This is a genomic window from Ruegeria sp. CDSA034 (assembly GCF_059612275.1).
Genome location: NZ_JBXWQH010000001.1, coordinates 213,611 through 238,931 on the forward strand (window position 1 = coordinate 213,611; position 25,321 = coordinate 238,931).

General features: G+C 56.3%; 27 protein-coding genes. 17 read left to right on the forward strand and 10 right to left on the reverse strand.

The window, feature by feature from the left end; genetic code table 11:
* The first annotated feature begins 362 nt into the window (after positions 1–362).
* The 8 genes from AC2FLJ_RS00990 to AC2FLJ_RS01025 all read left to right on the forward strand — a co-directional run bounded on the left by AC2FLJ_RS00990 (position 363) and on the right by AC2FLJ_RS01025 (position 8,735).
* The gene (locus AC2FLJ_RS00990; RefSeq protein ID WP_109311528.1) at positions 363–857 is read left to right on the forward strand and encodes a hypothetical protein; all 495 of its coding nucleotides are present in this window, start codon (positions 363–365) and stop codon (positions 855–857) included.
* A 183-nt stretch (positions 858–1,040) separates the two neighbouring features.
* The gene (locus AC2FLJ_RS00995; protein ID WP_496704249.1) at positions 1,041–2,069 is read left to right on the forward strand and encodes an alcohol dehydrogenase catalytic domain-containing protein; all 1,029 of its coding nucleotides are present in this window, start codon (positions 1,041–1,043) and stop codon (positions 2,067–2,069) included.
* Positions 2,070–2,144: 75 nt separating this feature from the next.
* On the forward strand, positions 2,145–3,020 hold the full coding sequence (locus AC2FLJ_RS01000) for a branched-chain amino acid ABC transporter permease (protein ID WP_058277918.1): 876 nt from the start codon (positions 2,145–2,147) through the stop codon (positions 3,018–3,020).
* A gap of 3 nt (positions 3,021–3,023) precedes the next feature.
* Positions 3,024–4,121 (forward strand): branched-chain amino acid ABC transporter permease, encoded by a 1,098-nt coding sequence (locus AC2FLJ_RS01005; RefSeq protein WP_496704250.1) that lies wholly within the window; start codon positions 3,024–3,026, stop codon positions 4,119–4,121.
* A complete protein-coding gene (locus tag AC2FLJ_RS01010; RefSeq protein WP_282151185.1) occupies positions 4,118–4,882 on the forward strand; it encodes an ABC transporter ATP-binding protein in 765 nt (254 codons plus the stop codon). Before AC2FLJ_RS01005 ends, AC2FLJ_RS01010 begins: the two co-directional genes overlap by 4 nt.
* Complete coding sequence (locus AC2FLJ_RS01015) at positions 4,879–5,652, forward strand: ABC transporter ATP-binding protein (RefSeq protein ID WP_496704251.1); 774 nt, start codon at positions 4,879–4,881, stop codon at positions 5,650–5,652. Before AC2FLJ_RS01010 ends, AC2FLJ_RS01015 begins: the two co-directional genes overlap by 4 nt.
* Before the next feature lie 5 nt (positions 5,653–5,657).
* A complete protein-coding gene (locus tag AC2FLJ_RS01020; protein WP_496704252.1) occupies positions 5,658–7,544 on the forward strand; it encodes an AMP-dependent synthetase/ligase in 1,887 nt (628 codons plus the stop codon).
* A gap of 30 nt (positions 7,545–7,574) precedes the next feature.
* Complete coding sequence (locus AC2FLJ_RS01025; protein WP_496704253.1) at positions 7,575–8,735, forward strand: ABC transporter substrate-binding protein; 1,161 nt, start codon at positions 7,575–7,577, stop codon at positions 8,733–8,735.
* Between the two features lie 74 nt (positions 8,736–8,809).
* Here the strand turns inward: AC2FLJ_RS01025 and rpsI are convergent, their stop codons facing one another.
* Both rpsI and rplM read right to left on the reverse strand, forming a co-directional pair.
* The gene (gene rpsI, locus AC2FLJ_RS01030; RefSeq protein ID WP_109311665.1) at positions 8,810–9,295 is read right to left on the reverse strand and encodes a 30S ribosomal protein S9; all 486 of its coding nucleotides are present in this window, start codon (positions 9,293–9,295) and stop codon (positions 8,810–8,812) included.
* A 5-nt stretch (positions 9,296–9,300) separates the two neighbouring features.
* Positions 9,301–9,759 (reverse strand): 50S ribosomal protein L13, encoded by a 459-nt coding sequence (gene rplM / locus AC2FLJ_RS01035; RefSeq protein WP_058271592.1) that lies wholly within the window; start codon positions 9,757–9,759, stop codon positions 9,301–9,303.
* 243 nt (positions 9,760–10,002) lie between these two features.
* Here rplM and AC2FLJ_RS01040 point away from each other — a divergent pair, with 243 nt between their 5' ends.
* Positions 10,003–10,365, forward strand: coding sequence for a nuclear transport factor 2 family protein (locus AC2FLJ_RS01040; protein ID WP_058277912.1), 363 nt, complete (start codon positions 10,003–10,005; stop codon positions 10,363–10,365).
* Positions 10,366–10,369: 4 nt separating this feature from the next.
* Here AC2FLJ_RS01040 and AC2FLJ_RS01045 read toward each other — a convergent pair whose 3' ends face one another.
* Complete coding sequence (locus tag AC2FLJ_RS01045) at positions 10,370–11,773, reverse strand: aminotransferase-like domain-containing protein (protein ID WP_496704254.1); 1,404 nt, start codon at positions 11,771–11,773, stop codon at positions 10,370–10,372.
* Between the two features lie 99 nt (positions 11,774–11,872).
* On the opposite strand from AC2FLJ_RS01045, the gene AC2FLJ_RS01050 reads away from it, so the two are divergent.
* Positions 11,873–12,100 carry a DUF1127 domain-containing protein gene (locus AC2FLJ_RS01050; RefSeq protein ID WP_058271589.1) on the forward strand — a complete coding sequence of 76 codons (228 nt, stop codon included), beginning with the start codon at positions 11,873–11,875 and terminating at the stop codon, positions 12,098–12,100.
* Positions 12,101–12,159: 59 nt separating this feature from the next.
* On the opposite strand, the gene AC2FLJ_RS01055 is transcribed toward AC2FLJ_RS01050, so the two are convergent.
* The gene (locus tag AC2FLJ_RS01055; RefSeq protein WP_496695438.1) at positions 12,160–12,603 is read right to left on the reverse strand and encodes a PaaI family thioesterase; all 444 of its coding nucleotides are present in this window, start codon (positions 12,601–12,603) and stop codon (positions 12,160–12,162) included.
* Positions 12,604–12,661: 58 nt separating this feature from the next.
* On the opposite strand from AC2FLJ_RS01055, the gene AC2FLJ_RS01060 reads away from it, so the two are divergent.
* The 4 genes from AC2FLJ_RS01060 (at position 12,662) to gluQRS (ending at position 16,597) form a co-directional block, all read left to right on the forward strand.
* A complete protein-coding gene (locus tag AC2FLJ_RS01060; protein WP_496695436.1) occupies positions 12,662–13,447 on the forward strand; it encodes an enoyl-CoA hydratase in 786 nt (261 codons plus the stop codon).
* Between the two features lie 264 nt (positions 13,448–13,711).
* Positions 13,712–15,052 (forward strand): methylenetetrahydrofolate--tRNA-(uracil(54)-C(5))-methyltransferase (FADH(2)-oxidizing) TrmFO, encoded by a 1,341-nt coding sequence (trmFO, locus tag AC2FLJ_RS01065; protein ID WP_496704255.1) that lies wholly within the window; start codon positions 13,712–13,714, stop codon positions 15,050–15,052.
* Positions 15,053–15,089: 37 nt separating this feature from the next.
* Positions 15,090–15,704, forward strand: coding sequence for a class I SAM-dependent DNA methyltransferase (locus tag AC2FLJ_RS01070; RefSeq protein ID WP_058271585.1), 615 nt, complete (start codon positions 15,090–15,092; stop codon positions 15,702–15,704).
* Positions 15,701–16,597 (forward strand): tRNA glutamyl-Q(34) synthetase GluQRS, encoded by an 897-nt coding sequence (gene gluQRS, locus AC2FLJ_RS01075; protein WP_496704256.1) that lies wholly within the window; start codon positions 15,701–15,703, stop codon positions 16,595–16,597. The genes AC2FLJ_RS01070 and gluQRS overlap by 4 nt, the downstream gene beginning before the upstream one ends.
* Before the next feature lie 6 nt (positions 16,598–16,603).
* Here gluQRS and hisI read toward each other — a convergent pair whose 3' ends face one another.
* On the reverse strand, positions 16,604–16,993 hold the full coding sequence (gene hisI / locus AC2FLJ_RS01080) for a phosphoribosyl-AMP cyclohydrolase (protein WP_496704257.1): 390 nt from the start codon (positions 16,991–16,993) through the stop codon (positions 16,604–16,606).
* 48 nt (positions 16,994–17,041) lie between these two features.
* Here hisI and AC2FLJ_RS01085 point away from each other — a divergent pair, with 48 nt between their 5' ends.
* Positions 17,042–17,494 (forward strand): iron-sulfur cluster assembly scaffold protein, encoded by a 453-nt coding sequence (locus AC2FLJ_RS01085; RefSeq protein WP_282118465.1) that lies wholly within the window; start codon positions 17,042–17,044, stop codon positions 17,492–17,494.
* A gap of 59 nt (positions 17,495–17,553) precedes the next feature.
* Entirely contained in the window at positions 17,554–18,192 is a 639-nt protein-coding gene (locus AC2FLJ_RS01090; RefSeq protein ID WP_058277905.1) for a MarC family protein, read from the forward strand.
* A 186-nt stretch (positions 18,193–18,378) separates the two neighbouring features.
* On the opposite strand, the gene AC2FLJ_RS01095 is transcribed toward AC2FLJ_RS01090, so the two are convergent.
* The 5 genes from AC2FLJ_RS01095 to sciP all read right to left on the reverse strand — a co-directional run bounded on the left by AC2FLJ_RS01095 (position 18,379) and on the right by sciP (position 24,043).
* On the reverse strand, positions 18,379–18,501 hold the full coding sequence (locus AC2FLJ_RS01095; protein ID WP_255414864.1) for a hypothetical protein: 123 nt from the start codon (positions 18,499–18,501) through the stop codon (positions 18,379–18,381).
* A gap of 111 nt (positions 18,502–18,612) precedes the next feature.
* Entirely contained in the window at positions 18,613–20,703 is a 2,091-nt protein-coding gene (gene recG, locus AC2FLJ_RS01100; RefSeq protein ID WP_496704485.1) for an ATP-dependent DNA helicase RecG, read from the reverse strand.
* Complete coding sequence (ligA, locus tag AC2FLJ_RS01105; protein WP_496704258.1) at positions 20,700–22,826, reverse strand: NAD-dependent DNA ligase LigA; 2,127 nt, start codon at positions 22,824–22,826, stop codon at positions 20,700–20,702. Before ligA ends, recG begins: the two co-directional genes overlap by 4 nt.
* A 124-nt stretch (positions 22,827–22,950) precedes the next feature.
* A complete protein-coding gene (gene ctrA / locus AC2FLJ_RS01110; protein WP_113790658.1) occupies positions 22,951–23,667 on the reverse strand; it encodes a response regulator transcription factor CtrA in 717 nt (238 codons plus the stop codon).
* 82 nt (positions 23,668–23,749) lie between these two features.
* A complete protein-coding gene (sciP, locus tag AC2FLJ_RS01115; protein WP_496695424.1) occupies positions 23,750–24,043 on the reverse strand; it encodes a CtrA inhibitor SciP in 294 nt (97 codons plus the stop codon).
* A 129-nt stretch (positions 24,044–24,172) separates the two neighbouring features.
* On the opposite strand from sciP, the gene mnmA reads away from it, so the two are divergent.
* On the forward strand, positions 24,173–25,318 hold the full coding sequence (gene mnmA, locus AC2FLJ_RS01120; protein WP_496695423.1) for a tRNA 2-thiouridine(34) synthase MnmA: 1,146 nt from the start codon (positions 24,173–24,175) through the stop codon (positions 25,316–25,318).
* Positions 25,319–25,321 lie beyond the last annotated feature (3 nt).

Below are 25,321 nucleotides of genomic sequence, written 5' to 3' on the forward strand. Positions count from 1 at the left end.
CGAGAAATAGGGCTTAATTCGCGCGGTGAACGGCAGCTTCCCGCCCATTTTTGAAAATTTCACCGTTCCAAGCTTTCAATCGGCGCCATTAATCCACCCCACTATGTCACTTTACTTTGACACCACCGCTCGCCTTTTGTGCCGAATGTGTCTGCTTCCGGCCCAATTCCGCCTCGGATTTTGGCGAATAATCAAGCTCACCTGCCGTGCTGTCCGCATGACGGCGTGTTATTGCCACCTGGTTCCATCAGATCGGCGCAGGCTGGCTCAAACCCCCGAATTGAAATGAATTTCTGGGAATTCCCCTTTGATCACCGATAATTTACCCTCATCTAAGCGACACATATTTCAAGGAGAACCCCATGTCGCGTACTCTCATATTAGCTGTTATCGTCGCCGGACTTGGCGCCGGAGCTTACTATTACCTCAATCAACCCGAACCCACACCTGCCGAAAGCCTGCAATCTGCAGCGCAGGACGCAGGTGCGGCCGTAAATGATGCCGTGGATGCCGCCACCGAACAGGCGAGCGAAGCCGCATCTTCCATTGCAGACCAGGCCACTGAAGCGGCCGAACAAGCCGGACAGGCGGCCACCGATCTGGCCGACCAGGCCGGAGATCAGGTCGCGTCCCTGGCTAATCAGGGGCAAGACTTGCTGAATTCCTGGATCGAAGAAGGTACGCTTTCCGTCCAGAATTTTGATTATGACGCCATGGTAGCTTCGGTTCAGGATAGCCAGTTGTCACAGGACCTGAAAACAAAAGCTTTGGGTATCCTGGATGAAATCAAGGCATCCCCTCAGTTGATTGCTCAGAAGATCGAAGAGCTGCGCACGCTTCTGACTGGACAACAATAATTTCTGGGGGCCGTTCTATTTTGAGCGGCCCTTTTTCATTACCGGGCGCGCATTCCCGTTACGTCAGGCGCAACTCTGATTGACGTCTCAACACCCGTTTGATTGGCTGCCCCTAAATCCAACGCAACACCACTTGCAGCAGACCTGTTCTGTGCTGTGTCCGCACAGGAGATAGGAGACATAATGACCACCCTGCCCCCAAACATGTTCGCCGTCATTCAAACCCATGACGGCTATTCCGGATCGGCCACAGGTCCTTTTATCGAGGATGCCGCCGATTGGCTTGCCGAGGCCGAGCTTCCCGTGCCCGAACCTGGTCCCGGTCAGGTGTTGATCAAATTACGGACGGCGTCGGTGAATCCATCCGATCTCCACTTTATCAAGGGAGAATACGGGCAACCGCGTGTCAAAGGCGCGCCCGCCGGGTTCGAAGGTTGTGGCGACGTGGTGGCCACCGGCACCGGTGCCGAAGCGTTGCAGGGTCAACGGGTTGCCTTTGTGGCGGCTGGTTCCGGGGCGTGGGCGGAGTATGTCGTGACGCAGGCGCTGATGTGTATCCCACTGCGACCCGATATCTCAGACGAAGATGGTTCCGCCCAGGTCATCAATCCCATGACGGCGATGGCCATGGTGGACATCGCGCGGGGTGCGGGCGATGCTTTTGTCGTTTCCGCGGCCACCAGCCAGTTGGGCAAACTCATGTGCTCGCTTGGACGCGATTTGGGACTGAAACCAATCGCAATCGTGCGTCGGGCCGAGGCAGTTGAATCCTTGAAAGAACTTGGCGCTCATGAGGTCTTGGTCACGTCCGACCCGGACATGATACAGAAATTCGCAGCGCTCAGCATGGAACTGAAGCCATGTGTCTTTCTGGATGCCGTGACGGATCAGGTTTCCGAGCAGATTTTCTGTTCGATGCCCAACGGTGCGCGGTGGGTCATCTACGGCAAGCTCAGCCCCGAATTGCCAAAACTGACACAGACCGGTCAGTTGATCTTTATGGGCAAGCGGATCGAGGGGTTCTGGTTGACCAAGTGGATGATGTCAACGCCTCCGGCGGACCAGATGAGAGTTGTTGGTGAAGTACAGGCCCGGTTTGCTGACGGACGCTGGAAAACGGATGTTTCTGAACGGCTTGGCTTGCGCGATGTGGTGGCAAATCTGGCCAATGCTCTGAAAAAGAGTGACGGGAAGGTGATTATCACGCCATAGTAGAACAAAGCCCCGGACGAAGGAGGATGTCCGGGACGTAAGGAACGCCGGGCCAACCGGCATGGGAGGACAAACTTGGATAACGCACAGCTGCTGATCAGCGGGCTGGCGAATGGCTGTGTCTACGGCCTGATCGCGCTTGGCTTTGTGCTGATTTACAAGGCCACCGAGGCGGTGAATTTCGCGCAGGGCGACTTCATGATGTTGGGCGCCTTCGTGACGATCGGGCTTACGAATACGGAGTATATGGGGCTGCCCTTCTGGATGGCCTTGCCGATTTCATTGGGGATCATGGGCGCGTTGGGCTACTTGCTTGATCGCCTGATCATCCGGCGTTTGTTTGGGGAAAGCCAAACGGCAGTTGTTATCCTGACCATCGCTTTGGGTTTCGTAATCCGGTTCGCAGCCGGATTGATCTGGGGGCACGAGCCACAGACGCTTCAAAACCCGTTGGCCGGCAAGGAAGTCCGCTTTGGCGGACTGGTGCTGGGGATGGAGGACGTCGCGGTCATCGTCGTGACCATCTTGCTGACCTGGGGGCTGTATGTTTTCTTCAGTCGAACCAAGCTGGGTCTTGCGATGCAGGGCGCGTCGCAGAACCAGTTGGCAGCGTATTACATGGGAATACCGGTGAAGCGTGTGCAGGGCTTTATCTGGGCTCTGGCGGGGGTTGTCGCGGGGATTGCAGGCATCTTGTTCGCGGCCAAGGGGTCTGTCGATCCAACCACTGGTTTGCTCGGCATCAAGGCCTTCGCCGCAGCCGTAATCGGTGGCTTTGGAAGCCTGCCGGGGGCATTGGCTGGCGGGCTGATCGTCGGCGTGATTGAACCCTTTGCCAGCCGTTACATTGCAGCAGGGTACAGCCAGATTGCGCCCTATGCGCTGTTGCTTGCGGTGCTGATCTTTCGCCCGAATGGGCTGTTCAGCCAGGTTCGGGTCAAGAAGGTCTAAGTCATGCGGATTGTGTTCAAAACCAACTACATGCAGGATATCCGACCTTGGAAGGACGCGTATCAGCTTTGCCTGTACCTGATCTTGCTGACAGTTGTCGCCACCGCTCCGTGGTGGCTGGACGACTTCTACCTGGGTGAGCTGACAAACGTGCTGATCTGGGCCATCGCGGGCCTGGGGTTGATGATCCTGACGGGTCACACAGGGCAAGTCAGCCTAGGTCATGCCGCGTTTTTGGCCTTTGGTTGCTACGCCAACGTCATTCTTCTTGAAGCTGGCGTGCCGTTCCTTATTGCCTTTCCCTTGGCTGGTATTCTGACCGGATTGGCCGGAGTGACGGTTGCCATCCCTGCCCTGCGACTGCACGGGATATATCTCGCGATCTTCACAATGGCCCTGTCCATCCTGATGGATGACGTCATTGTTCTGGCCGAGCCGATCACAGGCGGGGTCGCGGGTAAATACCTAGGCGGCGTTGAGATTTTCGGGTTTCTGGTCGACCGCTGGGGCACTCCGGTTCAATTCTTCTGGCTGGTTCTTGGTGTGGCGGTGCTGGTGACGCTTGGCTACATCAACCTGTTGCGCGCGCCTTTGGGGCGTAGCTTTATCGCTGTTCGGGATTCTGAAGTGTCGGCACAGGCCATGGGCGTGGACATTGCCCGGACCAAGATGATCTCGTTCGCGCTGTCCTGCGCGGTCAGCGGATGGGCGGGCGCGTTGATGGGCATGTTCTCGGGTGCATTCAACAATGAGACGTTCAGCGTCCTGATCTCAATCCAGCTACTGATGATGATCGTGATCGGTGGTCTGGGGTCCATCCACGGCGCGTTCCTTGGAGCAATCGTGATCGGGTTCCTGCCCCAGTTCCTGTCGATATCAAAGGAGTACGTGGGCGCAGTGTTTGGTGGCAATACCGTCGCCATCCCGGGGTTGGAGTTCGGTATCTTCGGTATGATCCTGATCGCCTTCATCCTGTTTGAACCGATGGGCATGTATGGGCGCTGGCTGAAAATCCGCACGTGGTTCGAGTTGTTTCCCTTCTATCGCAAGGACATGTTCAAGCGGCAGAAATCCTACCTCAAGACGGAGCGCCTGAGATGAGCCTTCTTGAGTTCGAAAACGTCACCCTGAAGTTCGGTGGGTTGACTGCCGTCAATGATCTATCTTTCGAAGTCGAGGAAGGCGAGGTTTTCGCCATCGTTGGCCCTAATGGTGCAGGGAAGTCCACGGTCTTCAACCTGATCTCGCGTTTCTACGACCCCTACGCAGGCAAAATCCGTTACGACGGGCACGACTTGCTTAAGGCCAAACCGTCCGGCGTGGCTGCATATGGTGTGGCGCGGACATTTCAGAACATCGAACTCTTCGAGCATGCCACGGTCTTGCAGAACCTGCTTGTCGGACGGCACCGCCACCGCAAAACCAACATGCTGTCCGAGGTGTTGTTTCTGCCCTCCGCACGAAGACAGGAACTGGAGAACCGCGAAAAGGTCGAAGAGATTATCGACTTCCTCGACCTGCAGGCGTTCCGCGACAAAATGATTTCTGGCCTGCCCTATGGCGTGCGTAAGGTAGTCGAGGTGGCCCGCGCACTGGCCACCGATCCCAAGCTGCTATTGTTGGACGAACCGGCCTCGGGTCTGTCAGTCGAAGAAACAACCGACATGCGCTGGTGGATTGACGATATCCGGCGGCAGATGGGGATCACGGTACTGATGGTCGAGCATGATATGGGGCTGGTGTCTGGCGTTTCAGACCGCGTTCTTGCAATGGCGGACGGCGCGAAACTGGCGCTGGGAACACCTGCTGAGGTTCAGTCGCACCCGGCGGTGGTCGAGGCCTATTTGGGGAAAGCCTCATGAGCGAGCCGATCCTGACAATCCGCAACATCGAAAGTTTTTATGGTCCGATCATGGCGATCCGGGGTGTTTCTCTGGATGTTCATCAGGGCCAAATTGTCTCGATCCATGGCGCCAATGGCGCGGGCAAGACCACGCTGATGAAAACCGTTTCTGGCGTGATGGATCCGGAAAAGGGCAAGATCACGTTTGACGGCGACGAAATTCAGGGGTCCGAGCCACACAAGGTCGTGCAGCAAGGCATCGTTCATGTGCCCGAAGGGCGTGAAGTGTTTCCATTGCTGACGGTCGACGAGAACCTCAGCCTAGGGGCCTATACCCTGAAGGACAAGGGTCAGATCGATCACGATCGGGATCTGGTGTTCTCATACTTTCCGATCCTCAAGGAACGTCGCAACCAAGAGGCGGGAACATTATCTGGCGGGCAGCAACAGATGTTGGCAATCGGCCGTGGCTTGATGGCCAACCCAAAGATCATGCTGTTGGATGAACCCTCGCTTGGTCTGTCACCGCTGCTGGTTCAGGAAATTTTTGGCATCCTCAAGCGACTGAATGACGAACAGAGCATGACCATGATGCTGGTCGAACAGAACGCCAACGCCGCCCTGGAACTGGCCCACCATGGCTATGTGATGGAGGTCGGACGCATCGTCATGGACGGAGCAGCAGATGTTCTGATGCGGTCAGAGGACATCCAGAATTTCTATCTGGGCGTTCAGGAAGAAGGCGCGCGGGAAAACCGCCGTTGGAAGCGGAAAAAGACGTGGAGGTGAGACAGATGAATATCAGTACCCTGCCCCCTCAGATCACAGTCAACGGCGTTCGCCTGAACGCAAACCCCGGCCAGCGCCCGGTCTGTGTCGATGAGTGCACGACAATCTGCGAGCTGTTCAGGAAACGCTGCGCCGAGCTTGGCGATCGCACAGCGCACCGTGAAAAGGACCTCGGCATCTGGAGGTCGTATTCGTGGGCAGATTACTGGCAGCACGCAAAGTGGATTGGCCTTGCCCTGCGCAAACTGGGGATGCAGCGCGGCGAGATTGTATCGATCCTGTCAGAGGACCGCAAGGAATGGGCTTGGTTCGATATGGGCATTCAGGCCGTTGGTGGCATCGCGTCTGGTGTCTACACCACCGATTCTGCCAGCCAGTTGAAATATCTCATCAATGATAGTGACAGCCGATTTCTGATCGTCGAAAACGAAGAGCAACTGGACAAATTTCTGCAGGTCGAAGACGAGGTTCCCGGGCTGCTGAATGTCATCATTCTTGACGATGAGGGGCTGCACGATCTGGATCATGCGCGCTGCATGATGATCGACGCGCTGTATACGCTGGGCCAACAAGCCGAGGCTGAAGATCCCGATCGTTTCGAGGCTGAAATCGCGCTGGCGTCGCCGCAGGATACCGCGCTGTTGATCTACACCTCGGGCACCACGGGAATGCCGAAAGGCGCGATGCTGAGCCATGAGAACATCCTTGCGGCAATAGAATGTGGGGCACATGCGTTGCCTGCCTTAGAGACGGACGAACAGCTGTGCTTTCTACCGCTGTGCCATATTCTAGAGCGTGACGTATCCATCTACTTCCCACTTGCCGCCAAATGCATCGTAAATTTTGCCGAAAGCCCGGAGACCGTGTTTGCGAACTTGCAAGAGATCTCACCCTCGACCTTCACCGCTGTTCCGCGTGTTTGGGAGAAGATTTATTCCTACGTTCAGATCATGACGCAGGATGCGACGCCCACGGGCCGCGCAGCCTTTGGCATGGCCCTGAAGGCAGGGCTTGCTCGGGCCGAGTACATTCTAGCCGGCAAACCCGTCCCAGCCGGTGTCGCCGCGCAATTCTGGGTGTGGGACCGGCTGGTTCTGCGCAACCTGCGCCGCATGCTGGGTATGGACAAGATGCGGCGCGGAGGTTCAGGCGCGGCTCCGATTTCAACGGACTTGCTGAAATGGTACTGGGCAATTGGCGTGCCGTTGGTCGAGGGGTTCGGGATGACCGAGACCTCGGGTCTGGCGACGCTAAACACCATTGAAAGCAATAAGGTCGGAACCATCGGACGCGCTGTGCCCGGAAATGATATCCGTATCTCCGACGACGGTGAGATTCAGCTAAAGGGCCTTAATATTTTTCAGGGATATTGGCGTAACAACACCAAAACGGCCGAGACTTTCACCGCCGATGGCTGGCTGCGAACCGGCGATCTGGGGCATATCGATGATGACGGCTACGTCACCATTTCGGGGCGCATGAAAGACATCATCATCACTGCCGGTGGCAAGAATATCACCCCGGCCGAGATCGAAAGCCGAGTGAAATTCAGCCACTATATCGCGGATGCGGTGATCATCGGCGACAAGCGTAAGTATTTGACCGCGCTAATCATGATTGATCAGGAAAACGTTGAAAAATTCGCACAAGACCGGAAGATCCCGTTTTCGAATTTCGCGTCCTTATGTGCCGCCTCTGAAGTCAAAGATCAGATTCAGGCGGAAATCGATGCCGTGAACAGGGATTTCGCGCGGGTCGAACAGATCAAGGACTTTCGCCTGATTGATGTGCTTCTGACAGCAGATGATGATGAATTGACCGCAACGATGAAGTTGAAACGCAGTTTTGTCGAAAAGAAACACAGTCATCTTATTGAAGACATGTACGATTAGAAAAAGAGATAACCCAAAGGGAGGAGAAAGATGAAGAATGTGATCATGCGGCTGGCGGCGGCCACCGCCTTGACGGCTTCGGCGACCCTTGCCAATGCACAGACACAGGGTGTCACGGATGATGAGATCGTCATCGGTTCGGTCAATGACCTGAGCGGTATCTTCGCGGCCGTCGGTGTTCCGGCCACCAAAGGTGCGAATGTGGTGTTCGATCGCGTGAACGCCAATGGCGGCGTGCATGGGCGCACGATCCGCTATGTGGTCGAGGACAACGGATATCAGATGCCGCGTGCGATGCAGGGCTATAACAAGCTGCTGAACCGCGACAAGGTGTTCGCGATGCTACAGTCGCTGGGAACGCCGATGAATGTCGCGGGGTTCAAGTTGTTGGATCCAAAAGGTATTCCTAATGTCGCCCCACTGTCCGCCGCACGGCAAATGCTGCAGGAACCGATGGACAACAAGTTCACGGCCTTTTCGACCTACTTTGACCAAAGCCGTGTTGGCGTGAAGTATCTGGCGGGCGAGTTCGGCGGGCAGTCTGTATGTTCGATGTACTTGCCAACCGATTTTGGTGCCGAAATCGTCGAAGGTACCAAGGCCGGTGCCGAAGAAGCCGGGATCGCTTTCGTCGCCGAGACCACGCACAAACCCGATGAAACGGATTTCGTGGGCTCGCTGAGCAAGCTCAAGGAAGAGGGATGCGATATCGTCACAATCGCTTTGGGTGTGCGTCAGGCAATTACCGTTGTCGGCACGGCCAAAAAGATGGGCCTGACGGATATGAAGTTTCTCGGTACATCGGCCAGTTTCCTGACTGTTGTTGCGCAGGTGCCGGGCGGAGTGACCGACGGTTTTTATGCCGCTGCATCCTGGCAGGATCTATGGTCTCGTGCAGAAGACCCCGCGCCTGCCGCCTTTATCGAAGAATATAAAACGGCAACCGGTGAAGACCCTGTGGGATTTGCCATGCTGGGATATTCTGCGGCCGAAACGATGGTCAAAGCGCTTGAGGCTGCTGGCCCCGATCTGACGCATGAAAGCTTTATTGCCGCGATGGAAACGCTGGATTATCAGGATGAACTGGTGGGCAACCACATGACTTTTGGGCCTGATGATCACCAGGGGGCCGACTCGGTCTATGTGAATGTTGTGGAAAGCGGCGCCTGGAAGATGGTGTACGAAGAATAACGCCCAACACGCATCTCAAACGAAAAAGGGCTCGCACATGCGAGCCCTTTTGATTTTGTGTACTCGGTGGCGAATTAACGCTTCGAGAACTGGAACGAACGACGCGCTTTGCGCTTACCGTATTTCTTACGTTCAACAACACGGCTGTCGCGGGTCAGGAAGCCAGCGGCTTTCAGTGCGCCGCGCAGGGACGGATCGTACAGCTGCAGTGCTTTCGAGATGCCGTGCTTGACCGCGCCGGCCTGACCGGTCAGGCCACCGCCTTTGACGGTTGCAACAACGTCGAACTCACCTTCAACGCCAGCAACCTGGAACGGCTGGCGCAGGATCAGCTGCAGAACGGGGCGTGCGAAATACACGTCCTGATCCTTGCCGTTTACGGTGACCTTGCCGGAACCCGGCTTGATCCAAACGCGGGCAACAGCGTCTTTACGCTTGCCGGTGGCATAAGAGCGACCCAGTTCGTCACGTACGGGTTCGCGCACGATGACTTCTTCGGCCACAACCTCAACGCCTGCAACGGCGCTCAGCTCTTCGAGAGTATTGATCTGATCAGCCATGGTCATTAGCTCCGGGTGTTTTTCTTGTTCATGGATGCAACATCCAGAACTTCGGGCGACTGGGCTTCATGCGGGTGCTCAGCACCGGCATAAACACGCAGGTTGGTCATAACCTGACGCGACAGGCGGTTGCCAGGCAGCATGCGTTTGACAGCTTGGGTCACAACACGCTCGGGGTGTTTGCCTTCAAGGATCTGCTGCTTGGTGCGCGACTTGATGCCGCCCGGGTGGCCAGTGTGCCAGTAGAAGTTTTCTTCGCGCTTCTTGCCGGTCATCTGGATTTTGTCAGCGTTGATCACGATGACATTGTCGCCCATATCCATGTTCGGAGTGAACGACGCTTTGTGCTTGCCACGCAGACGCATGGCGACGATCGAAGCAAGACGGCCCAGAACAACGCCCTCGGCGTCGATCAGGATCCATTTCTTGTCGATGTCTGCAGGTGTTGCAGAAAAGGTTTTCATGGCAGGATAGTCCTGTTTGATGTGAAAGACCGCTCACATGCGGAGCGGCCCGAATTCGATGTTGCGTATTTAGATGTACCCTTGTGGCGCGTCAAGAACATGAAATCAAAAATAATCTAGCAATTACAGCATATTATGAAATCGGTATTATTTTACCCCATGAAATCGCCATCAATTTCCGCAAATATCCCCGCCCAGATATACTGTCGTAGACCAGCGATCAAAAAAGGGAGTGGCCAGAGAATGGATTGGCAGCAAACCATCGCCGATTACGGGGCGGCCTGGCAACAGGCGGACCAAGGTCAACGCCTTGACCTATTAACCAAGTGTTTCGCCACGGATGGCGTCTATGTGGACCCGACGGCAGAAGTAAACGGACGGTCAAACCTGTGCGATCATATCGGGGAAGTCCTCCAAAGCTCTGGCGGGCGGGTTGAGCTGACCAGTAACCCCAACAATCATCACGATGTCGTCCACTTTACTTGGCATATGGTTGACCCCGACGGCACCGTAATGGTGACCGGCCACGATTTCGTTCGATTGGATGAACAAGGCAAGATTTCACATCTGGCTGGGTTCTTTGGCGACCCCGCCCCATTGAGCTAGGGGCCTAGACGCTGATCTGTTCCGGCGGATTATCTAGAAGCGCCCGCAGGCGCTGCATTGCGGCCTCGAACCGCTCCAACGACACGTGCCCATTCATCGCAATGCGTACGGCGTTGGGGGCACGCCCGTCCCGCAGCGCGAACTCGTCGGCAGACCGTAACTGAATGCCTTCGCGTTCAGCAGCACGGCTGAATGCGGCGGCACGCCAACCCGACGGTAGGTTCAGCCAGACAAACGGCACGTCCGGCGCCCAGTTAAGATCAAAGCCGCCAAGCGCATTGACCGTCACCCGGACATAATCGCCCATCCGGGCGCGGACGTCCCTGGCGATTTGCCGTGTCCGTGGATCAGACAGCAACAGCCGGGTCAGCTCTGCAAGCGGTTGTGCCAAACCGAAATAGCCGTATTCGGCTGAGCGCCGAAGATCGACGCTGCGTTCGCGCGGGGCGATGGCGAACCCGACCCGCAGAGCTGGCGTCAGGATCTTTGAGATCGACGAAACATGCCAACCCCGTTCAGGTGCCAAGGCGCGATAGCTGGGCTCGCGTGCGTCCCCCATTCGATAGCAATCGTCTTCAATGATCTGCAAATCATGGCGGCGGGCGACTTCCACAACCTCTTTTCGACGTTCCAGCGGCGTATGTGTACCGGTTGGGTTTTGCACCTCGGGCGAGACGCAAACCGCTTGCGCCTGGGTCTGACGCAAAATGTGATCCATAGCCTGAGGGTCAATGCCCCACTTGTCCATTTTCACGCCGACAACCTCGGCTCGCATCAACTCACCTGCCCGACGGAAACCGGCATATGACAGATCTTCAACCAGAACGACCGGCTTGGGGCCGCGCAGGATCGTCTGAAACACAAGGCAAAGACCATTTTGCCCACCATGCGTCAGAACCACATCATCATGGGTCACTGCGCCAAGCGGCAGATCTGAGAGCCATTCAACGACCGCCTGCCGCATGGGTTGGTACGCATCGCGCGTCGGGTAATTCATCAGCAAACGCGGATCGGCTTGGGACACTTTCTTAAGACATTCCCTGATCAATGCCACCTGCCCCACGTCCGGTAATCTGGGGCTGAACAGGCTGACATCGGCGTTGTACTTGTCGTCGCGCAGGTGAAGTTGTCTTGCCCACACATCGTCCAGCAAAGGTGATTTTGGAGGGGCGACAAATGTACCACGTCCAACCTCGGCTTGTAGCAAGCCTTCTTCCGTCAGAATCGTATATGCCCGGGCAACCGTGCCGGGCGTTATTTGTAACCGATACGCAAGCTCCCGGACTGGAGGCAGTTTAGACCCTATCTCCAGCGCTTTGTTCTCAATCGCTTTTCGTATTGTGTCGGCGACCAGTGTGTACTTGGGACCTTTGGATTTTGGTAACGCCTCTGGCCAAATTGTATCCATTACAATTCTTCCTTTGCTTTTGACACAATCCCGAATGTATCACACACATGTACCGAACATTAGTACTTTGTGTCAATACAATTTGAAAGGATACCCAAGATGACACGCCATATGCACAACCCCGCCCTCATGCTGCTGAACGATAGCCCTCGGCTGCCGATGATCGCCGCGCTGGCCGTGCGGTTTGCGGCGACTGTCACACAGTGGGAACGACAGCGCCGTAGCAGAATTAACCTGTCCAAGCTGGATGATCGCATGCTTAAAGATGTCGGCCTGACCCGCCCCGCGGCCGACCGCGAGATCAAACGCTATTTCTGGCAGTATTAATTATCCCCAGTCCCTATAGGGACCTCTTCCTAGGCCGGGTTTCATACCCGGCCCTTTTTTTATCCAAACGACGCTGCTGCAGACCCTGCAGGTGGCAATGAATAGGTCATCGTAGCCCGCGCAACGGGTTTGACAGAGCCTTCCGAGAACATCAGAACATCGCCTACCGCAAGCGTCTTGCCCAGTTTCAGCAAGCTGCAGCGCGCGATCATATCGTTGGCCCCATCGGGTTTGCGCATGAAATCCATCGAACACCCCGTCGTCACCGCCAGCGACTGACGTCCTTTCAATGCAAGGATCATTGCATAGACGCTGACATCGGCCAGACCGAACATCGACGGGCCTGAAACTGTCCCCCCTGGCCGCAGATGCCTGTCCCCGACCTTCAGCCGCATGGTGATTGAGTTTTCATCCAGGCTGTCGATAACAAAGTCCTTCTCGACCTGTGGAAAAACCTCGACCAGATAATCTGACAGTTGTTCGCGGTTCAAAACCAACGACATACTTCCCCTCCTCGAATTGCCGCCCTAGAGTTGGCCTGACATCAGATCGGAGAGCAAGATGGGAATTCTGGAACGTAACGACATGAATGGCGTTGCCCGTTTAAAAATGAACGCGCCAGAGCGCCTGAATGCCCTGAGCGAAGAGATGCTGGCAGCACTTCAGGCTGAATTCGACGCCTTAAGTAACGACTCGAGCATTCGCGCCGTGATCCTGTCCGGCGAAGGCAACGCGTTTTGCGCAGGTCACGATCTGAAACAGATGACTGCCGGACGTCAGAGCGAGGATGGGGGAAAAGCCTACTTCCAGGACTTGTTCGCGCAGTGCGCCAAAATGATGCTGTCGATTCAATCCCTGCCGCAACCCGTGATCGCGCAAGTCCACGGCATCGCCACAGCCGCCGGCTGCCAACTGGTGGCCACTTGTGATCTTGCGATTGCAGCCGAAGGCACGCGCTTTGGTGTAAACGGGGTCAATATCGGGTTGTTTTGCTCGACCCCAATGGTGGCCCTCAGCCGGAATATCCCCCGGAAACAGGCATTTGAGATGTTGACGACAGGCGCGTTCATCTCCGCAGAACGCGCGACAGAGCTGGGCCTGGTCAATCGCGCAGTACCCGAAATGTTGTTGGAACATGAAACGATGGCGCTGGCCGAACAACTGGCGGACAAGCTTGGATCAGCGGTCAAAGTGGGCAAACAGGCCTATTACAAGCAATTGGATATGCCGATCGAACAGGCCTACGCCTATACCGGAGAGGTAATGGCGCAGAATATGATGCATCGGGATACCGAAGAAGGAATATCTGCATTTATCGAAAAAAGACCGCCAAATTGGGAGCAATAGTGAGATTATTTAAGGAAATTTTCGCGACTGTTCGCAATTTAGTCCTTTTCAAAAGGGCCACACTGTGGCAAAGCTGAGACATGGCTTAGGCCCAAATACGCTTTTGGGTCGCTGTAGGCGGAAGGTCCCTCCAAGCTGGTTTCTCTCACCGGCGCTGACATTCCCGCTGCGGCGACCCCAAGTACCCTCCTTAAATTACTGGCTAATCAACGCGAAATCTGGCGTGTGTTGCGTTGCGCGATGCTGTGCCCTATGTGGCACCTCATGACACAGAAATTGCATATAGTTGGCGGCGGCATGGCAGGGTCCGAGGCGGCCTGGCAAGCAGCGGAAATGGGTGTGGACGTTGTAATCCACGAAATGCGGCCCAAAGTGGGCACTTTTGCGCACCAGACCGGCAATCTGGCCGAGATGGTGTGTTCGAACTCCTTCCGCTCGGATGACGACGAACAGAATGCCGTCGGTCTGCTGCATTGGGAAATGCGCGAAGCCAACGGCATCATCATGGGCACCGCCGATACGCATCGCCTGCCCGCCGGTGGCGCATTGGCCGTGGATCGTGATCCGTTTGCCGAAGCAGTGACCGCCAAACTGCAGGCCCATCCACGGGTCGAGGTGACGGGCGAAGAAGTCACTGCCCTACCCGACGACGGCCACTGGATCATTGCGACGGGTCCGCTGACATCCTCGTCGCTGGGCGAGTCGATCAGGGCTCAGACAGGTTCTGAGGCTCTGGCGTTTTTCGACGCGATCGCGCCCATTGTCTATGCCGACAGCATCGATATGAGCCAGGCGTGGATGCAGTCACGTTATGACAAGGGCGAAACCGAAGAAGAGCGGACGGCCTATCTGAACTGTCCCATGGACCGCGATCAGTACGAGGCCTTCATTGACGCCCTGCTATCCGCTGACAAAACCGAATTTCACGAAGGTGAAACTGCCGGGTATTTTGACGGCTGCCTGCCCATCGAGGTTATGGCGGAACGGGGCCGCGAGACGCTGCGCCACGGTCCGATGAAACCGGTCGGCCTGACCAATCCGCATCAGCCTGACGTCAAACCTCATGCCGTTGTGCAACTGCGCCGAGACAACGCACTGGGTACGTTGTTCAACATCGTCGGCTTTCAGACCAAAATGAAATATGGTGCACAAACTGACGTATTCCGCATGATCCCCGGTCTTGAGAATGCCAGTTTCGCGCGCCTAGGCGGGATTCATCGCAACACGTTCATCAACTCTCCGACATTGCTGGACGCGCAGATGCGGCTGAAATCAAAGCCGAATATTCGGTTTGCCGGCCAGATCACCGGCGTCGAGGGTTATGTGGAAAGCGCTGCAATGGGCTTGTTGGCTGGGCGGCTGGCTGCTGCCGAGATCCTGGGGCGTTCCCTGCCCGAGATCCCGCAGGACAGTGCAATGGGCGCGTTGATACATCACATCACCGGCGGGGCCGAAGCCAAGACCTTTCAACCCATGAACGTCAACTTTGGTCTGTTTCGCCCGGTTGATGGCCTCAAAGGGGGGCGCCGGGGCCGTAAGGACCGGTACAAGGCCTACACCGACCGGGCCAAGACGGAATGGACAGACTGGCTGGCGCATTGCTGACTGGACGCATTGCACCCTACCGGCCTAACATACGGGTATGAGCGACAAATACCTCAAAGACGCCTACGGGCTTGATACGCCCGAGGCGACTCGTACGCATTATCAGAAATGGGCCTCGTCATACGACACCGAAGTTGGTTCACATGGCTACGCCACGCCTGGCCGCGTGGCCGAGGCGCTTTGGTCGCAGATGCCCGAACCGCAGACGCCTGTTCTGGATTACGGTTGTGGCACGGGTCTGTCCGGCAAAGCCCTGCACGATACGGGATTTCAGGTAATCGATGGTGTGGATCCCACGCCAAAGATGCTTGAAGGGGCAGCCGCCAAGGAGGTTTACAGAAACCTCACGACGTTTGAGATCACCGATCCGGAACCGCTGGAGCAAGATGCCTATAAGGCAATCACAGCGATTGGCGTGATCGGAACCGGCGCCGCACCGCCAGAAACATTCGACCTTTTGATGAAGGCACTACCCAAAGGTGGCTTGCTGGCCTTTTCCTTCAACGATCACACACTTGACGACCCGTCCTTCACTACCCGTTTGAACGATTGGCTGGACATGGGCGCTGCGCGGTTGTTGTTTCGGGAGTACGGGCCGCATCTTCCCGGGATGGACCTTAAATCTGACGTATATGTTGTTGAGAAGACGTGACATTCATTACCAGATTTGCCCCATCTCCTACGGGGCCGCTTCATCTTGGCCATGCCTATTCTGCACTTCTTGCCAGTGATATGGCCGCCGCTGAAGGCGGTCATTTTTTATTGCGGATCGAAGACATCGACCGCTCCCGCTGCCGGGCAAATTGGGAAGAGCAGATTTATGACGATTTGACTTGGCTTGGGTTGACCTGGCCAGAACCCGTGATGCGGCAATCGTCTCGTGTGTCGACTTATGAAAAGGCGCTGAAAACGTTGTGGTCACAAGGTCTGTTGTACCCGTGCACCTGCAACCGTCGGGACATTGCCGCCGCCGCCGGGGCACCGCAGGAAGGAGTTCCTCTGCATGGGCCGGATGGGATCATTTATCCGGGCACGTGTAGGCATGTTTCAGAGCGATCGGGGTCGATTCCACAAGATTTGCCCCTTCGATTGGACATTGAAATGGCTGCACGTGTAGTTCCAGATCTGTTTAGGACTGCCGCTCAACCGTTTGGAAAAACCGCGGTTTTCGAAGAAACAGGCGCGGGTCCGGAAGGGGAAACGGGGCCCGTCGCTTTCACTGCTGATGAGTTGCGGGACACAATCGGAGACGTGGTATTGTCCCGGCGCGATATGGGAACGTCCTACCATCTATCCGTCGTTCTGGATGATGCAGAACAAGGCGTTACCCACGTCGTACGCGGTCAGGACCTGTTCGAGGCGACGCGCATCCACGTCTTGCTGCAAGCCCTACTTGGCTTGCCAACACCTATCTATCATCATCACAAACTGATCCGAGATGACTTGGGCAAACGTCTGGCCAAGCGCGACGATGCGCGCGCCATCTCCAAGTATCGTGGTGATGGAGTTACCGCGGATCAAATTCGGGCCATGGTCGGGCTGTGACCGACCCTAGTCCATCGGACCCATCAGTTCGACCTCTTCACCATCCCGCACTGCGGTGTAGAAACAGGTGCGTCGGTTAGTGTGGCAGGCAGCGCCGGTCTGTCGCACCAGGACCAGCAGGCAGTCGCGATCACAATCGACGCGGAAATCGATCAGTTCCTGAACATGCCCCGAGGTTTCGCCCTTGATCCAGAACGACTGACGTGAACGCGACCAATACGTCACGCGGCGCGTTTCAAGAGTTTTTTCAACCGCTTCTGCGTTCATCCACGCCATCATCAACACCTCGCCAGAGGCTTCATCCTGTGCGATCGCCGGGATCAGACCGGCGTCGTTAAACTTCAGGCTAGACAGATCGAAAGTGACGGCCTCGGACATTGTAAAAACCTTTTGCATCCCGGTGGATGGCCACTATGTATGGGGAACACGCAACGAGGGAAAGCCATGTCTGGCGAGAACGACCTGATAAAGCTGTATTCCGGGCGCATTCTGGCCCTGGCTGCGGATATTCCGCATCTGGAACGACTGGAAAACCCTGATGCGACCGTCAAGAAACGGTCGCCATTGTGCGGATCGACCGTGACCGTGGACGTCAAGGTTGAGGACGGTCACGTGTCCGACTTTGGTCAGGACGTTAAGGCCTGCGCCCTGGGTCAGGCCTCGGCCTCGGTCGTTGGATCCGCTGTAATAGGAACCACGCGCGCGCAAATCGAAACCGCGCGGGATCAACTGTCGGCTATGCTGAAGAAAGACGGCCCTGCTCCGGACGCACCGTTTAACGGGCTGGAAGTTCTTATGCCTGCGCGTGATTACAAGAACCGGCACGCTTCGATTCTGCTGGCGTTGGATGCTACTGCTGAAGCTATGGAAAAAGCCGAACAGGCCAACTGCGCCTGAAGATGGTAATTCAATTCAAACCCATCTAACCTCCGCCAAAGTTTTGGGGAGAATTTGGTTTGAATAGTTTGCTGGAACATTTTGTTACCCTGTGGGTCGTTATTGATCCGATTGGAACAATTCCCGTATTTATCGCCGTTACAGCCGGGCTTGGGGCGGCGGCGCGTCGTAAAACAGCCCTGTTGGCGGCGTTCATAAGTGCCGGGGTTTTGCTGTTCTTCCTTGTCTTTGGACAACTGCTGATCGAGGCGCTGGATATCGGGTTGAACTCGTTCCAAGTGGCCGGAGGGATCATCCTGTTCCTGTTCGCCCTGACGATGATCTTTGGCGAAAGCAAACAAGAGGTTGAACAACGCGCAGCAGAAGACGATCAGGAAGACAAATTCCACAAGCCCAACCCCGCGATCTTTCCGCTGGCGGTACCCTCACTGGCGTCGCCGGGTGCAATGCTGGCCGTGGTTATACTGACCGACAACAACCGGTTCAGCGTGGCGGATCAAGGCATCACGGCATTGGTTATGTTGTCTGTCGTGGCTATCGCTTTTGTTTTGATGCTGCTGGCCGAGCCGATCATTCGACTGATTGGCCATTCCGGTGCCGCCATTATCAGCCGCATCATGGGGATGATCCTGGCATCGGTTGCAGTGAATTCCGTGCTGTCGGCCATGCTCGAAATCTTCAAAACCGGTCAGTTGTAAAAAAAACCGCCGCTCCTTCCGGGCGGAAAGGGCGGCGGCAGGCAATGCGTGTCTCGCGTGGGATCCGGATTTCCGCGCAGGGCCGAGGCATGGCCCTTTCAAGGGAATTGGGACAGGCAGGTCACCCTTGACAGAAATGGGGACGACGGCGCGGAGTTTTCGGCACGAGATCGCAGGCAGAAAGGGTCAGAACGCTCCGGGAAGGTGAAGGGCAACCACCAGCATCACCACCAATGACACCGCACCTGCCGCATCCTGCAATAGCGTGGAATGCGAACGGCTTATGGCGGTCTTGATCTGGGTCAGCATGGTCTCACCTCCGGTCGGGTTTTAATCCTTTGTTGACCTTTTGTTCTCATATTTTACCGAGTCGGTAAAGAACTTTTTGAGAACATTTGTGAACTTTGCAGAACTAATTTACTAACCCACTGAAATTAAACGGATTGCCTGATCCTGTTTCATAAGCCAAAGTAGAACACGCACCGTCTGCCCACGTTCCGTGGCCAGGGTCGGGTCTTTGCTAAGCAAATTGCGTGCGTCCGTCTGTGCTACAGCCATCAATCCGGCCTGGCGTTCCAGGTCCGCAATCCGGAATTTAGGCAACCCGGATTGGGCCGTACCGATCAGGTCACCTGCGCCGCGCATCTGCAGGTCAGTCTCTGATATCCGGAACCCGTCTTCGGTCTCACGCAGAACTTCCAGCCGTTTGCGCCCACCTTCACTGAGCGGGGGTTGATACATCAACAAGCAGGTCGAGTCCGCCTCACCCCGTCCCACGCGGCCGCGCAGCTGGTGTAGTTGAGCCAACCCGAATATCTCAGCCCGTTCGATCACCATGATCGAGGCGTTCGGAACATTCACGCCAACCTCGATTACAGTCGTGGCAACAAGTACTTTTGTTCGGCCCTCTTGAAACGCGGCCATTGCGGCATCCTTGTCGGACGCGGGCATCTGGCCATGGACCAGGCCGACAATACCCTCGCCCAGTATGGCACGCAGCCGTTTGAACCGCTCTTCCGCTGCCGTCAGGTCCGAGACTTCGGATTCATCGACCAGCGGACAGACCCAATAGCACTGACGTCCTTCATCGATAGCCCGACGCAAATGCGCCACGACGTCATCCATACGCTCGGTGCTGTTAATCGCCGTTTTGATCGGTTTCCGCCCCGGTGGTTTTTCATCCAGAACAGAGACGTCCATGTCCCCATATTGCGCCAAAGCCAGGCTGCGCGGAATCGGTGTCGCGGTCATCACCAGAACATCCGCGCCCTGCCCTTTTTCCGACAGCTCCATCCGTTGCCGCACCCCGAACCGGTGCTGTTCATCCACAATGGCCAGTCGCAGGGCATGAAATTCAACATCGCTTTGAAACACTGCATGGGTGCCGACAAGGATGTGAATGTCACCCTGTTTCAGCGCGGCCAGCTTTGCACGCCGTTCGGCGCCCTTGTCCCGCCCAGTCAGGATTTCCAGAACGACCCCGGCTTCTTCGGCAAGCGGGCGCAAGCCTTCCAGATGCTGCCTAGCGAGGATCTCAGTCGGGGCCATCATAACACCCTGCCCACCAGCCTCGACCGCGACCAGAAGTGCCATGAAGGCGACCAGAGTTTTCCCTGCTCCCACATCGCCTTGCAGCAATCGGTTCATCCGCGAGTCTGAACCCATGTCGGCAGTTATTTCCTTGATCGCACGTGTCTGGGCCCCCGTTGGTTTGTAAGGCAGATTAGCAAGAACTTTGGCCTGCAGAGCACCAGTGCCGACGCTCACGATGCCCCGAGCTTTACGCTCGCGTTGTCGCGCCAGAGCCAGCGTCACCTGATGGGCAAACAGTTCGTCATAGGCAAGGCGTTCCCGGGCTGGCGCGTGCGCAGCTACGTCATCTGCCCCCTGTGGAATGTGCGCCGCGTATACAGCCGTGGCCCAATCCGCCCAGCCCTGTTTTGACACTTGCGCAGGGTCAATCCATTCGGCCAGCTGTGGTGCGCGGGTCAATGCGCTACGTGCCGCCTTGTACGCCGTCTTTTGGGTGATGCCCTGCGTCAGGTGATAAACCGGCTCGAACTCAGGAATGTCATCCGCGCTTTCCACGGGCAGCATGTGATCTGGATGTACCATCTGCGCCATGCCGTCGAACAGTTCGAGCTTGCCAGAGATCACACGACGGCTGCCTTGTGGTAGAACTTTTTTCAAATAGTCGCCACGCGCGTGGAAAAAGACCAACTGAAACTCGGTCTGCGTGTCTTCGACGTGAACGCGGTAGGCCCCGCCTTTACTTCGCGACGGTCGGTGGGTACCGACCGTGACCTCAACCGTCAATATCGTTGGCAGATCAGCCCCCTGGATTGTATCGCGCCGCCTGCGGTCCACGACAGCGTAGGGCAACCCGAACAGCACATCACGCGGCGACTCGATCCCCGCCTGCACCATTGTCTGCGCAGTCTTGGGGCCAACGCCCTCCAGAGTCTCGAGCCCCGCGAAAAGGGGAAAAAGGATTTCAGGGCGGCCGCTCATGCGGTGCCGATCAGGTGCAGCCATTCATCTTCGTCCAGCGTCTCGATACCAAGTTCTGCTGCCTTCTTGGCCTTGGAGCCCGCACCCGGGCCTGCAACCAGCAAATCGGTCTTCTTGCTGACCGAACCAGAGACCTTGGCCCCCAGTGCCTCGGCCCGGGCTTTGGCTTCGGCGCGGGTCATCTTTTCAAGTGACCCTGTAAAGACAACCGTCTTGCCAGCCACCGGACTGCCCGATGTGTCGGGTCGTTTGGCGTCCTGCACGTCCAATTGCGCGACCAAAGCGTCGATGCTGTCGCGTTCTGCGTCCTGAGCAAATGCAGAAACCAACGCGCGCGCCATGACGTCACCTACGCCATCAATACCCAAAAGCTCGTCCCACTCAGGACCTTCGAAATCAGCGGCTGCGGTGACGGCGCGTTCAAATTCTGGCCAGGAGCCATAGTGGTTCGCGATCAGATTCGATGCGGCCTCTCCGACATGTCGAATGCCCAATGCAAAAAGAAGGCGTCCGAATGGGATTTGGCGTTTTTCATCAATTGCAGCCCAAAGGTTCCCGGCACTTTGCGCGCCCCAACCCTTACGGTTGGCGAGCTTGTTTAGATTGGCCGCATCTCTGTTCTGCAGTGTAAAGATGTCCACCGGGGTTTTGATTGGCAAGTCCGGGTCATCGTAGAACATTTCAATCTGCTTGGCGCCCAGCCCTTCGATATCGAACGCTTTCCGAGATACGAAATGTTTCAATTTTTCAACAGCCTGCGCCGGGCAAATAATCCCACCGGTGCAGCGTCTAACGGCATCGCCTTCTTCCCGAACCGCATCACTGCCGCATTCCGGACAGGTTGGTGGAAAATCATAAGGCTGCGCATCCTCAGGGCGTTTTGAAACATCCACATCCGCCACTTTGGGGATCACATCGCCCGCGCGATAAACCTGCACCCAATCACCGACCCTGATATCCTTGCCATCGCGGATCGTACCACCCTTTGCGTCACGACCAGCGATGTAGTCTTCGTTGTGCAGCGTAGCATTGGACACGACGACGCCACCAACAGTTACCGGGTGCAGCCGGGCAACCGGGCTGAGCGCACCCGTGCGACCCACCTGAATGTCGATGGCCTCAAGCCTTGTCCACGCCAATTCTGCTGGAAACTTATGTGCGATAGCCCATCTTGGCGTGGAGGACCTGAACCCCAATCGCGCCTGCAGCGCCAAGTCGTTCACCTTGTAGACAACGCCGTCGATGTCATAGCCGAGCGTTGCGCGTTGCGCTTCGATACTACGGTAGTGCTTGATCATGTGATCTGTCGTTTCGCACAACGCTGTCAGTGGGTTGGTTGAAAAACCGAATTCCGCCAACCGTTCGATGGCACCCATTTGTGTATCGGCCAAAGGGGCAGACAACTCACCCCAGGCATAAGCGAAAAACCGCAGCGGACGGGATCGTGTGATTTTCGCGTCAAGCTGCCTCAACGACCCTGCGGCAGCGTTTCGTGGATTTGAAAATACCTTTTCGCCCAGCTCTATCTGTCGCGCGTTCAGCTTATCGAAGTCTTCATGCGACATGTAAACTTCACCGCGCACCTCCAGAACCTCCGGAGCGTTTTTGACGCTGTGCGGAATGTCCGAGATCGTCCGCGCGTTCGCAGTCACGTTTTCACCAATCTCGCCATCGCCTCGGGTCGCCGCTTGCACGAGCTCACCCTGTTCGTACCTTAGCGATAGGGACAGACCGTCAATCTTGGGTTCAGCAGTAAAAGCCAACTCGGCCGAGTCGCCCAATCCCAGATATTTGCGGATTGACCTGTCAAAATCCGAAACGTCCTCGTCGTTGAACGCATTGCCCAGGGACATCATCCTGACGGCATGTTCGAGTTTTGAAAATCCCTCTGCCGGTTTTGCGCCCACTTGATCTGTGGGGCTGTCGAGCCGTTTCAACTTGGGGAAACGCGCCTCGATGTCCGCGTTTCGCCTCTTTAGCGCATCGTAGTCGGCGTCCGAGATCTCTGGGGCGTCCTCGGCGTGATACAGCGTGTTGGCCCGCGCAATCAATTCCGAAAGCCGTGCCAGCTCGGCACGTGCTTGATCTTCCGTCAGCTCTGTTACCGCAATCGAATCGCTCATGGCCTCGCCCTGTCACATAGTCTTTGAACCCAGTGATAGGGCGAGGCCATGGCTAGGTCCAGATGTGCTGTTCCATGAGTGAGGTGGTCGCCCTGAACCTACAGCGACCAGATTTCATTTTAAGTCAGGCTCCAACAGCGATCCGACGTTCGTCCAAGCTGTTGCTTTGGGGATCGCGCAACACGTAGCCCCTGCCCCAGACGGTTTCGATATAGTTTTCGCCGCCGGTCGCATTGCTGAGCTTTTTGCGCAGTTTGCAGATGAAAACGTCAATAATTTTCAACTCGGGCTCGTCCATACCGCCATAAAGATGGTTCAGGAACATCTCTTTGGTCAGCGTTGTGCCCTTCCGCAGGCTGAGCAGTTCGAGCATCTGGTATTCCTTGCCAGTCAGATGAACAGCCTTGCCTTCAACCTCAACGGTTTTGGCATCCAGATTCACCGCGACCCGACCTGTATGAATGATGGATTGGGAATGCCCCTTGGACCGACGAATGATTGCGTGGATGCGGGCAACCAGCTCCTCTCGGTGGAAGGGTTTGGTCATGTAATCGTCTGCGCCAAAACCAAAGCCCTTGATTTTGCTTTCGGTGTCATCAGCGCCCGATAGGATCAGGATGGGTGTTTCAACCCGCGCAATGCGCAGCTGCCGCAATACTTCGTGACCGTTCATGTCCGGCAGGTTCAGGTCCAGAAGGATCAAGTCATAGTCGTACAGTTTGGCAAGATCGATGCCTTCCTCGCCCAGATCCGTCGCATAGACGTTGAGGTTGGCGTGCGTCAGCATCAGCTCAATGCTTTTCGACGTGGTTGGATCATCCTCGACAAGAAGTATACGCATTTACTGCTCCAATTTGGGTCAATTTAACAATTCAAATTGAGACTGCTCAAAAATGGTTAACCTGACGTTACCGTTGAATCATTTATTCACTTTCATCTTTAGGTTGTCGATATTTTTTTAATGCCGTCACTTTCAGAGCATCCGCGCCGTGTTCAGCGACCGCAGAAACCCAAGAATTGAACTCTTCATCGCTTAGCCCATAACGTTTTTTGGCGTCCGACAACGAAATCAGCCCGTATAGAACGCCGCGCACCACAATGACCTTGCGCGAAGCGACCCATCTGGTCGTCTCTGCAGGTGGCAGATCGTTTCGCGATAAAACCGTTCCATCCGACAGGGTTACGGACCTTGGCCCTTCGACTTTGTGCAAATACATCTCTTGACCCTTTTTCAGCTGCGACAAAGCTGACAACAGCCTACTTAATGTCGCGTGAAACCGCCCCTTGAGAGTGTGTAGAATTTTCCTATATTCTGCCGGTCTTTCTTAACCCGCACTGGAATCGTCATGGCCCTCGATACCGAGACACCGCTGAACTCGCTTGGCTTTGCCAAACCCCCGTCAGAGACGCGGGTGGTTGTTGCCATGTCTGGCGGCGTCGACAGTTCAGTTGTTGCCGCTTATCTGGCCGATCAGGGCTATGACGTGGTTGGCGTGACGCTGCAGTTGTATGACCACGGCGCGGCCTTGGCCAAGAAAGGCGCCTGTTGCGCGGGGATTGATATCCATGACGCACGGCGTGTGGCCGAGGAGCGCGGCTTTCCGCATTACGTTCTGGATTACGAGAACATCTTCAAAGATGCTGTGATCGACGAATTCGCCGACAGCTATCTGGCCGGAGCGACTCCGGTCCCATGTATCCGGTGCAACGAGCGCGTGAAGTTCAAGGACCTCCTGGAAACCGCCAAGGACCTTGAAGCCGACTGCATGGCCACCGGTCACTATATCCAGCGAAAGATGGGCGCGAACGGGCCGGAACTGCACAGCGCCGAGGACGCGAACCGGGATCAATCCTATTTCCTGTTTTCCACTACGCCCGAGCAGTTGGACTTTCTACGTTTTCCTCTGGGCCACCTGCCCTCGAAGGACGCGACCCGAGAAATGGCCGCGCAATATGGCCTGTCAGTGGCGGACAAGCCCGACAGTCAGGACATCTGCTTTGTGCCCGATGGCAACTATGCCAGCGTGATCGAAAAGCTGCGCCCCGGTGCGGCGGAACCAGGTGAGATCGTACATTCCGACGGTCGGGTGCTGGCGCAGCATAATGGTGTCATCCACTACACCATCGGTCAGCGCCGCGGTCTGGGTATCGGCGGGCTGAGTGAGCCTTTGTATGTGGTGAAGCTGGACGTAGACAAAAAGCAGGTTGTGGTTGGCCCGAAAGAGTTGCTGGCGACCCGGACCGTTCCGGTGCGCGAGATCAACTGGCTGGGGGATGAACCTTTTACTTCGCGTGACGAATGGCACCTGTCGGTCAAGGTGCGGTCGACCCGCCCGCCGCGTGAGGCGATTATCCGACCTCTGTCTGAAACGACTGCCGAAGTCGAATTGCTGACTCCCGAGGAAGGCATTTCGCCCGGTCAGGCCTGTGTGTTCTACTCCAATGAAAGCAGCCGCATATACGGCGGCGGCTGGATCTGGCGCGGTTACTGAGGC

What these genes read in the sequence shown, in the direction of transcription:
- AC2FLJ_RS00990 (WP_109311528.1), top strand. Translation starts at nt 363, where the DNA reads ATGTCGCGTACTCTCATATTAGCTGTTATCGTCGCCGGACTTGGCGCC.
- AC2FLJ_RS00995 (WP_496704249.1), top strand. Translation starts at nt 1,041, where the DNA reads ATGACCACCCTGCCCCCAAACATGTTCGCCGTCATTCAAACCCATGAC.
- AC2FLJ_RS01005 (WP_496704250.1), top strand. Translation starts at nt 3,024, where the DNA reads ATGCGGATTGTGTTCAAAACCAACTACATGCAGGATATCCGACCTTGG.
- AC2FLJ_RS01010 (WP_282151185.1), top strand. Translation starts at nt 4,118, where the DNA reads ATGAGCCTTCTTGAGTTCGAAAACGTCACCCTGAAGTTCGGTGGGTTG.
- AC2FLJ_RS01015 (WP_496704251.1), top strand. Translation starts at nt 4,879, where the DNA reads ATGAGCGAGCCGATCCTGACAATCCGCAACATCGAAAGTTTTTATGGT.
- AC2FLJ_RS01020 (WP_496704252.1), top strand. Translation starts at nt 5,658, where the DNA reads ATGAATATCAGTACCCTGCCCCCTCAGATCACAGTCAACGGCGTTCGC.
- AC2FLJ_RS01025 (WP_496704253.1), top strand. Translation starts at nt 7,575, where the DNA reads ATGAAGAATGTGATCATGCGGCTGGCGGCGGCCACCGCCTTGACGGCT.
- rpsI (WP_109311665.1), bottom strand. Translation starts at nt 9,295, where the DNA reads ATGGCTGATCAGATCAATACTCTCGAAGAGCTGAGCGCCGTTGCAGGC.
- rplM (WP_058271592.1), bottom strand. Translation starts at nt 9,759, where the DNA reads ATGAAAACCTTTTCTGCAACACCTGCAGACATCGACAAGAAATGGATC.
- AC2FLJ_RS01040 (WP_058277912.1), top strand. Translation starts at nt 10,003, where the DNA reads ATGGATTGGCAGCAAACCATCGCCGATTACGGGGCGGCCTGGCAACAG.
- AC2FLJ_RS01045 (WP_496704254.1), bottom strand. Translation starts at nt 11,773, where the DNA reads ATGGATACAATTTGGCCAGAGGCGTTACCAAAATCCAAAGGTCCCAAG.
- AC2FLJ_RS01050 (WP_058271589.1), top strand. Translation starts at nt 11,873, where the DNA reads ATGACACGCCATATGCACAACCCCGCCCTCATGCTGCTGAACGATAGC.
- AC2FLJ_RS01055 (WP_496695438.1), bottom strand. Translation starts at nt 12,603, where the DNA reads ATGTCGTTGGTTTTGAACCGCGAACAACTGTCAGATTATCTGGTCGAG.
- AC2FLJ_RS01060 (WP_496695436.1), top strand. Translation starts at nt 12,662, where the DNA reads ATGGGAATTCTGGAACGTAACGACATGAATGGCGTTGCCCGTTTAAAA.
- trmFO (WP_496704255.1), top strand. Translation starts at nt 13,712, where the DNA reads ATGACACAGAAATTGCATATAGTTGGCGGCGGCATGGCAGGGTCCGAG.
- AC2FLJ_RS01070 (WP_058271585.1), top strand. Translation starts at nt 15,090, where the DNA reads ATGAGCGACAAATACCTCAAAGACGCCTACGGGCTTGATACGCCCGAG.
- hisI (WP_496704257.1), bottom strand. Translation starts at nt 16,993, where the DNA reads ATGCAAAAGGTTTTTACAATGTCCGAGGCCGTCACTTTCGATCTGTCT.
- AC2FLJ_RS01085 (WP_282118465.1), top strand. Translation starts at nt 17,042, where the DNA reads ATGTCTGGCGAGAACGACCTGATAAAGCTGTATTCCGGGCGCATTCTG.
- AC2FLJ_RS01095 (WP_255414864.1), bottom strand. Translation starts at nt 18,501, where the DNA reads ATGCTGACCCAGATCAAGACCGCCATAAGCCGTTCGCATTCCACGCTA.
- recG (WP_496704485.1), bottom strand. Translation starts at nt 20,703, where the DNA reads ATGAGCGGCCGCCCTGAAATCCTTTTTCCCCTTTTCGCGGGGCTCGAG.
- ligA (WP_496704258.1), bottom strand. Translation starts at nt 22,826, where the DNA reads ATGAGCGATTCGATTGCGGTAACAGAGCTGACGGAAGATCAAGCACGT.
- ctrA (WP_113790658.1), bottom strand. Translation starts at nt 23,667, where the DNA reads ATGCGTATACTTCTTGTCGAGGATGATCCAACCACGTCGAAAAGCATT.
- sciP (WP_496695424.1), bottom strand. Translation starts at nt 24,043, where the DNA reads ATGTATTTGCACAAAGTCGAAGGGCCAAGGTCCGTAACCCTGTCGGAT.
- mnmA (WP_496695423.1), top strand. Translation starts at nt 24,173, where the DNA reads ATGGCCCTCGATACCGAGACACCGCTGAACTCGCTTGGCTTTGCCAAA.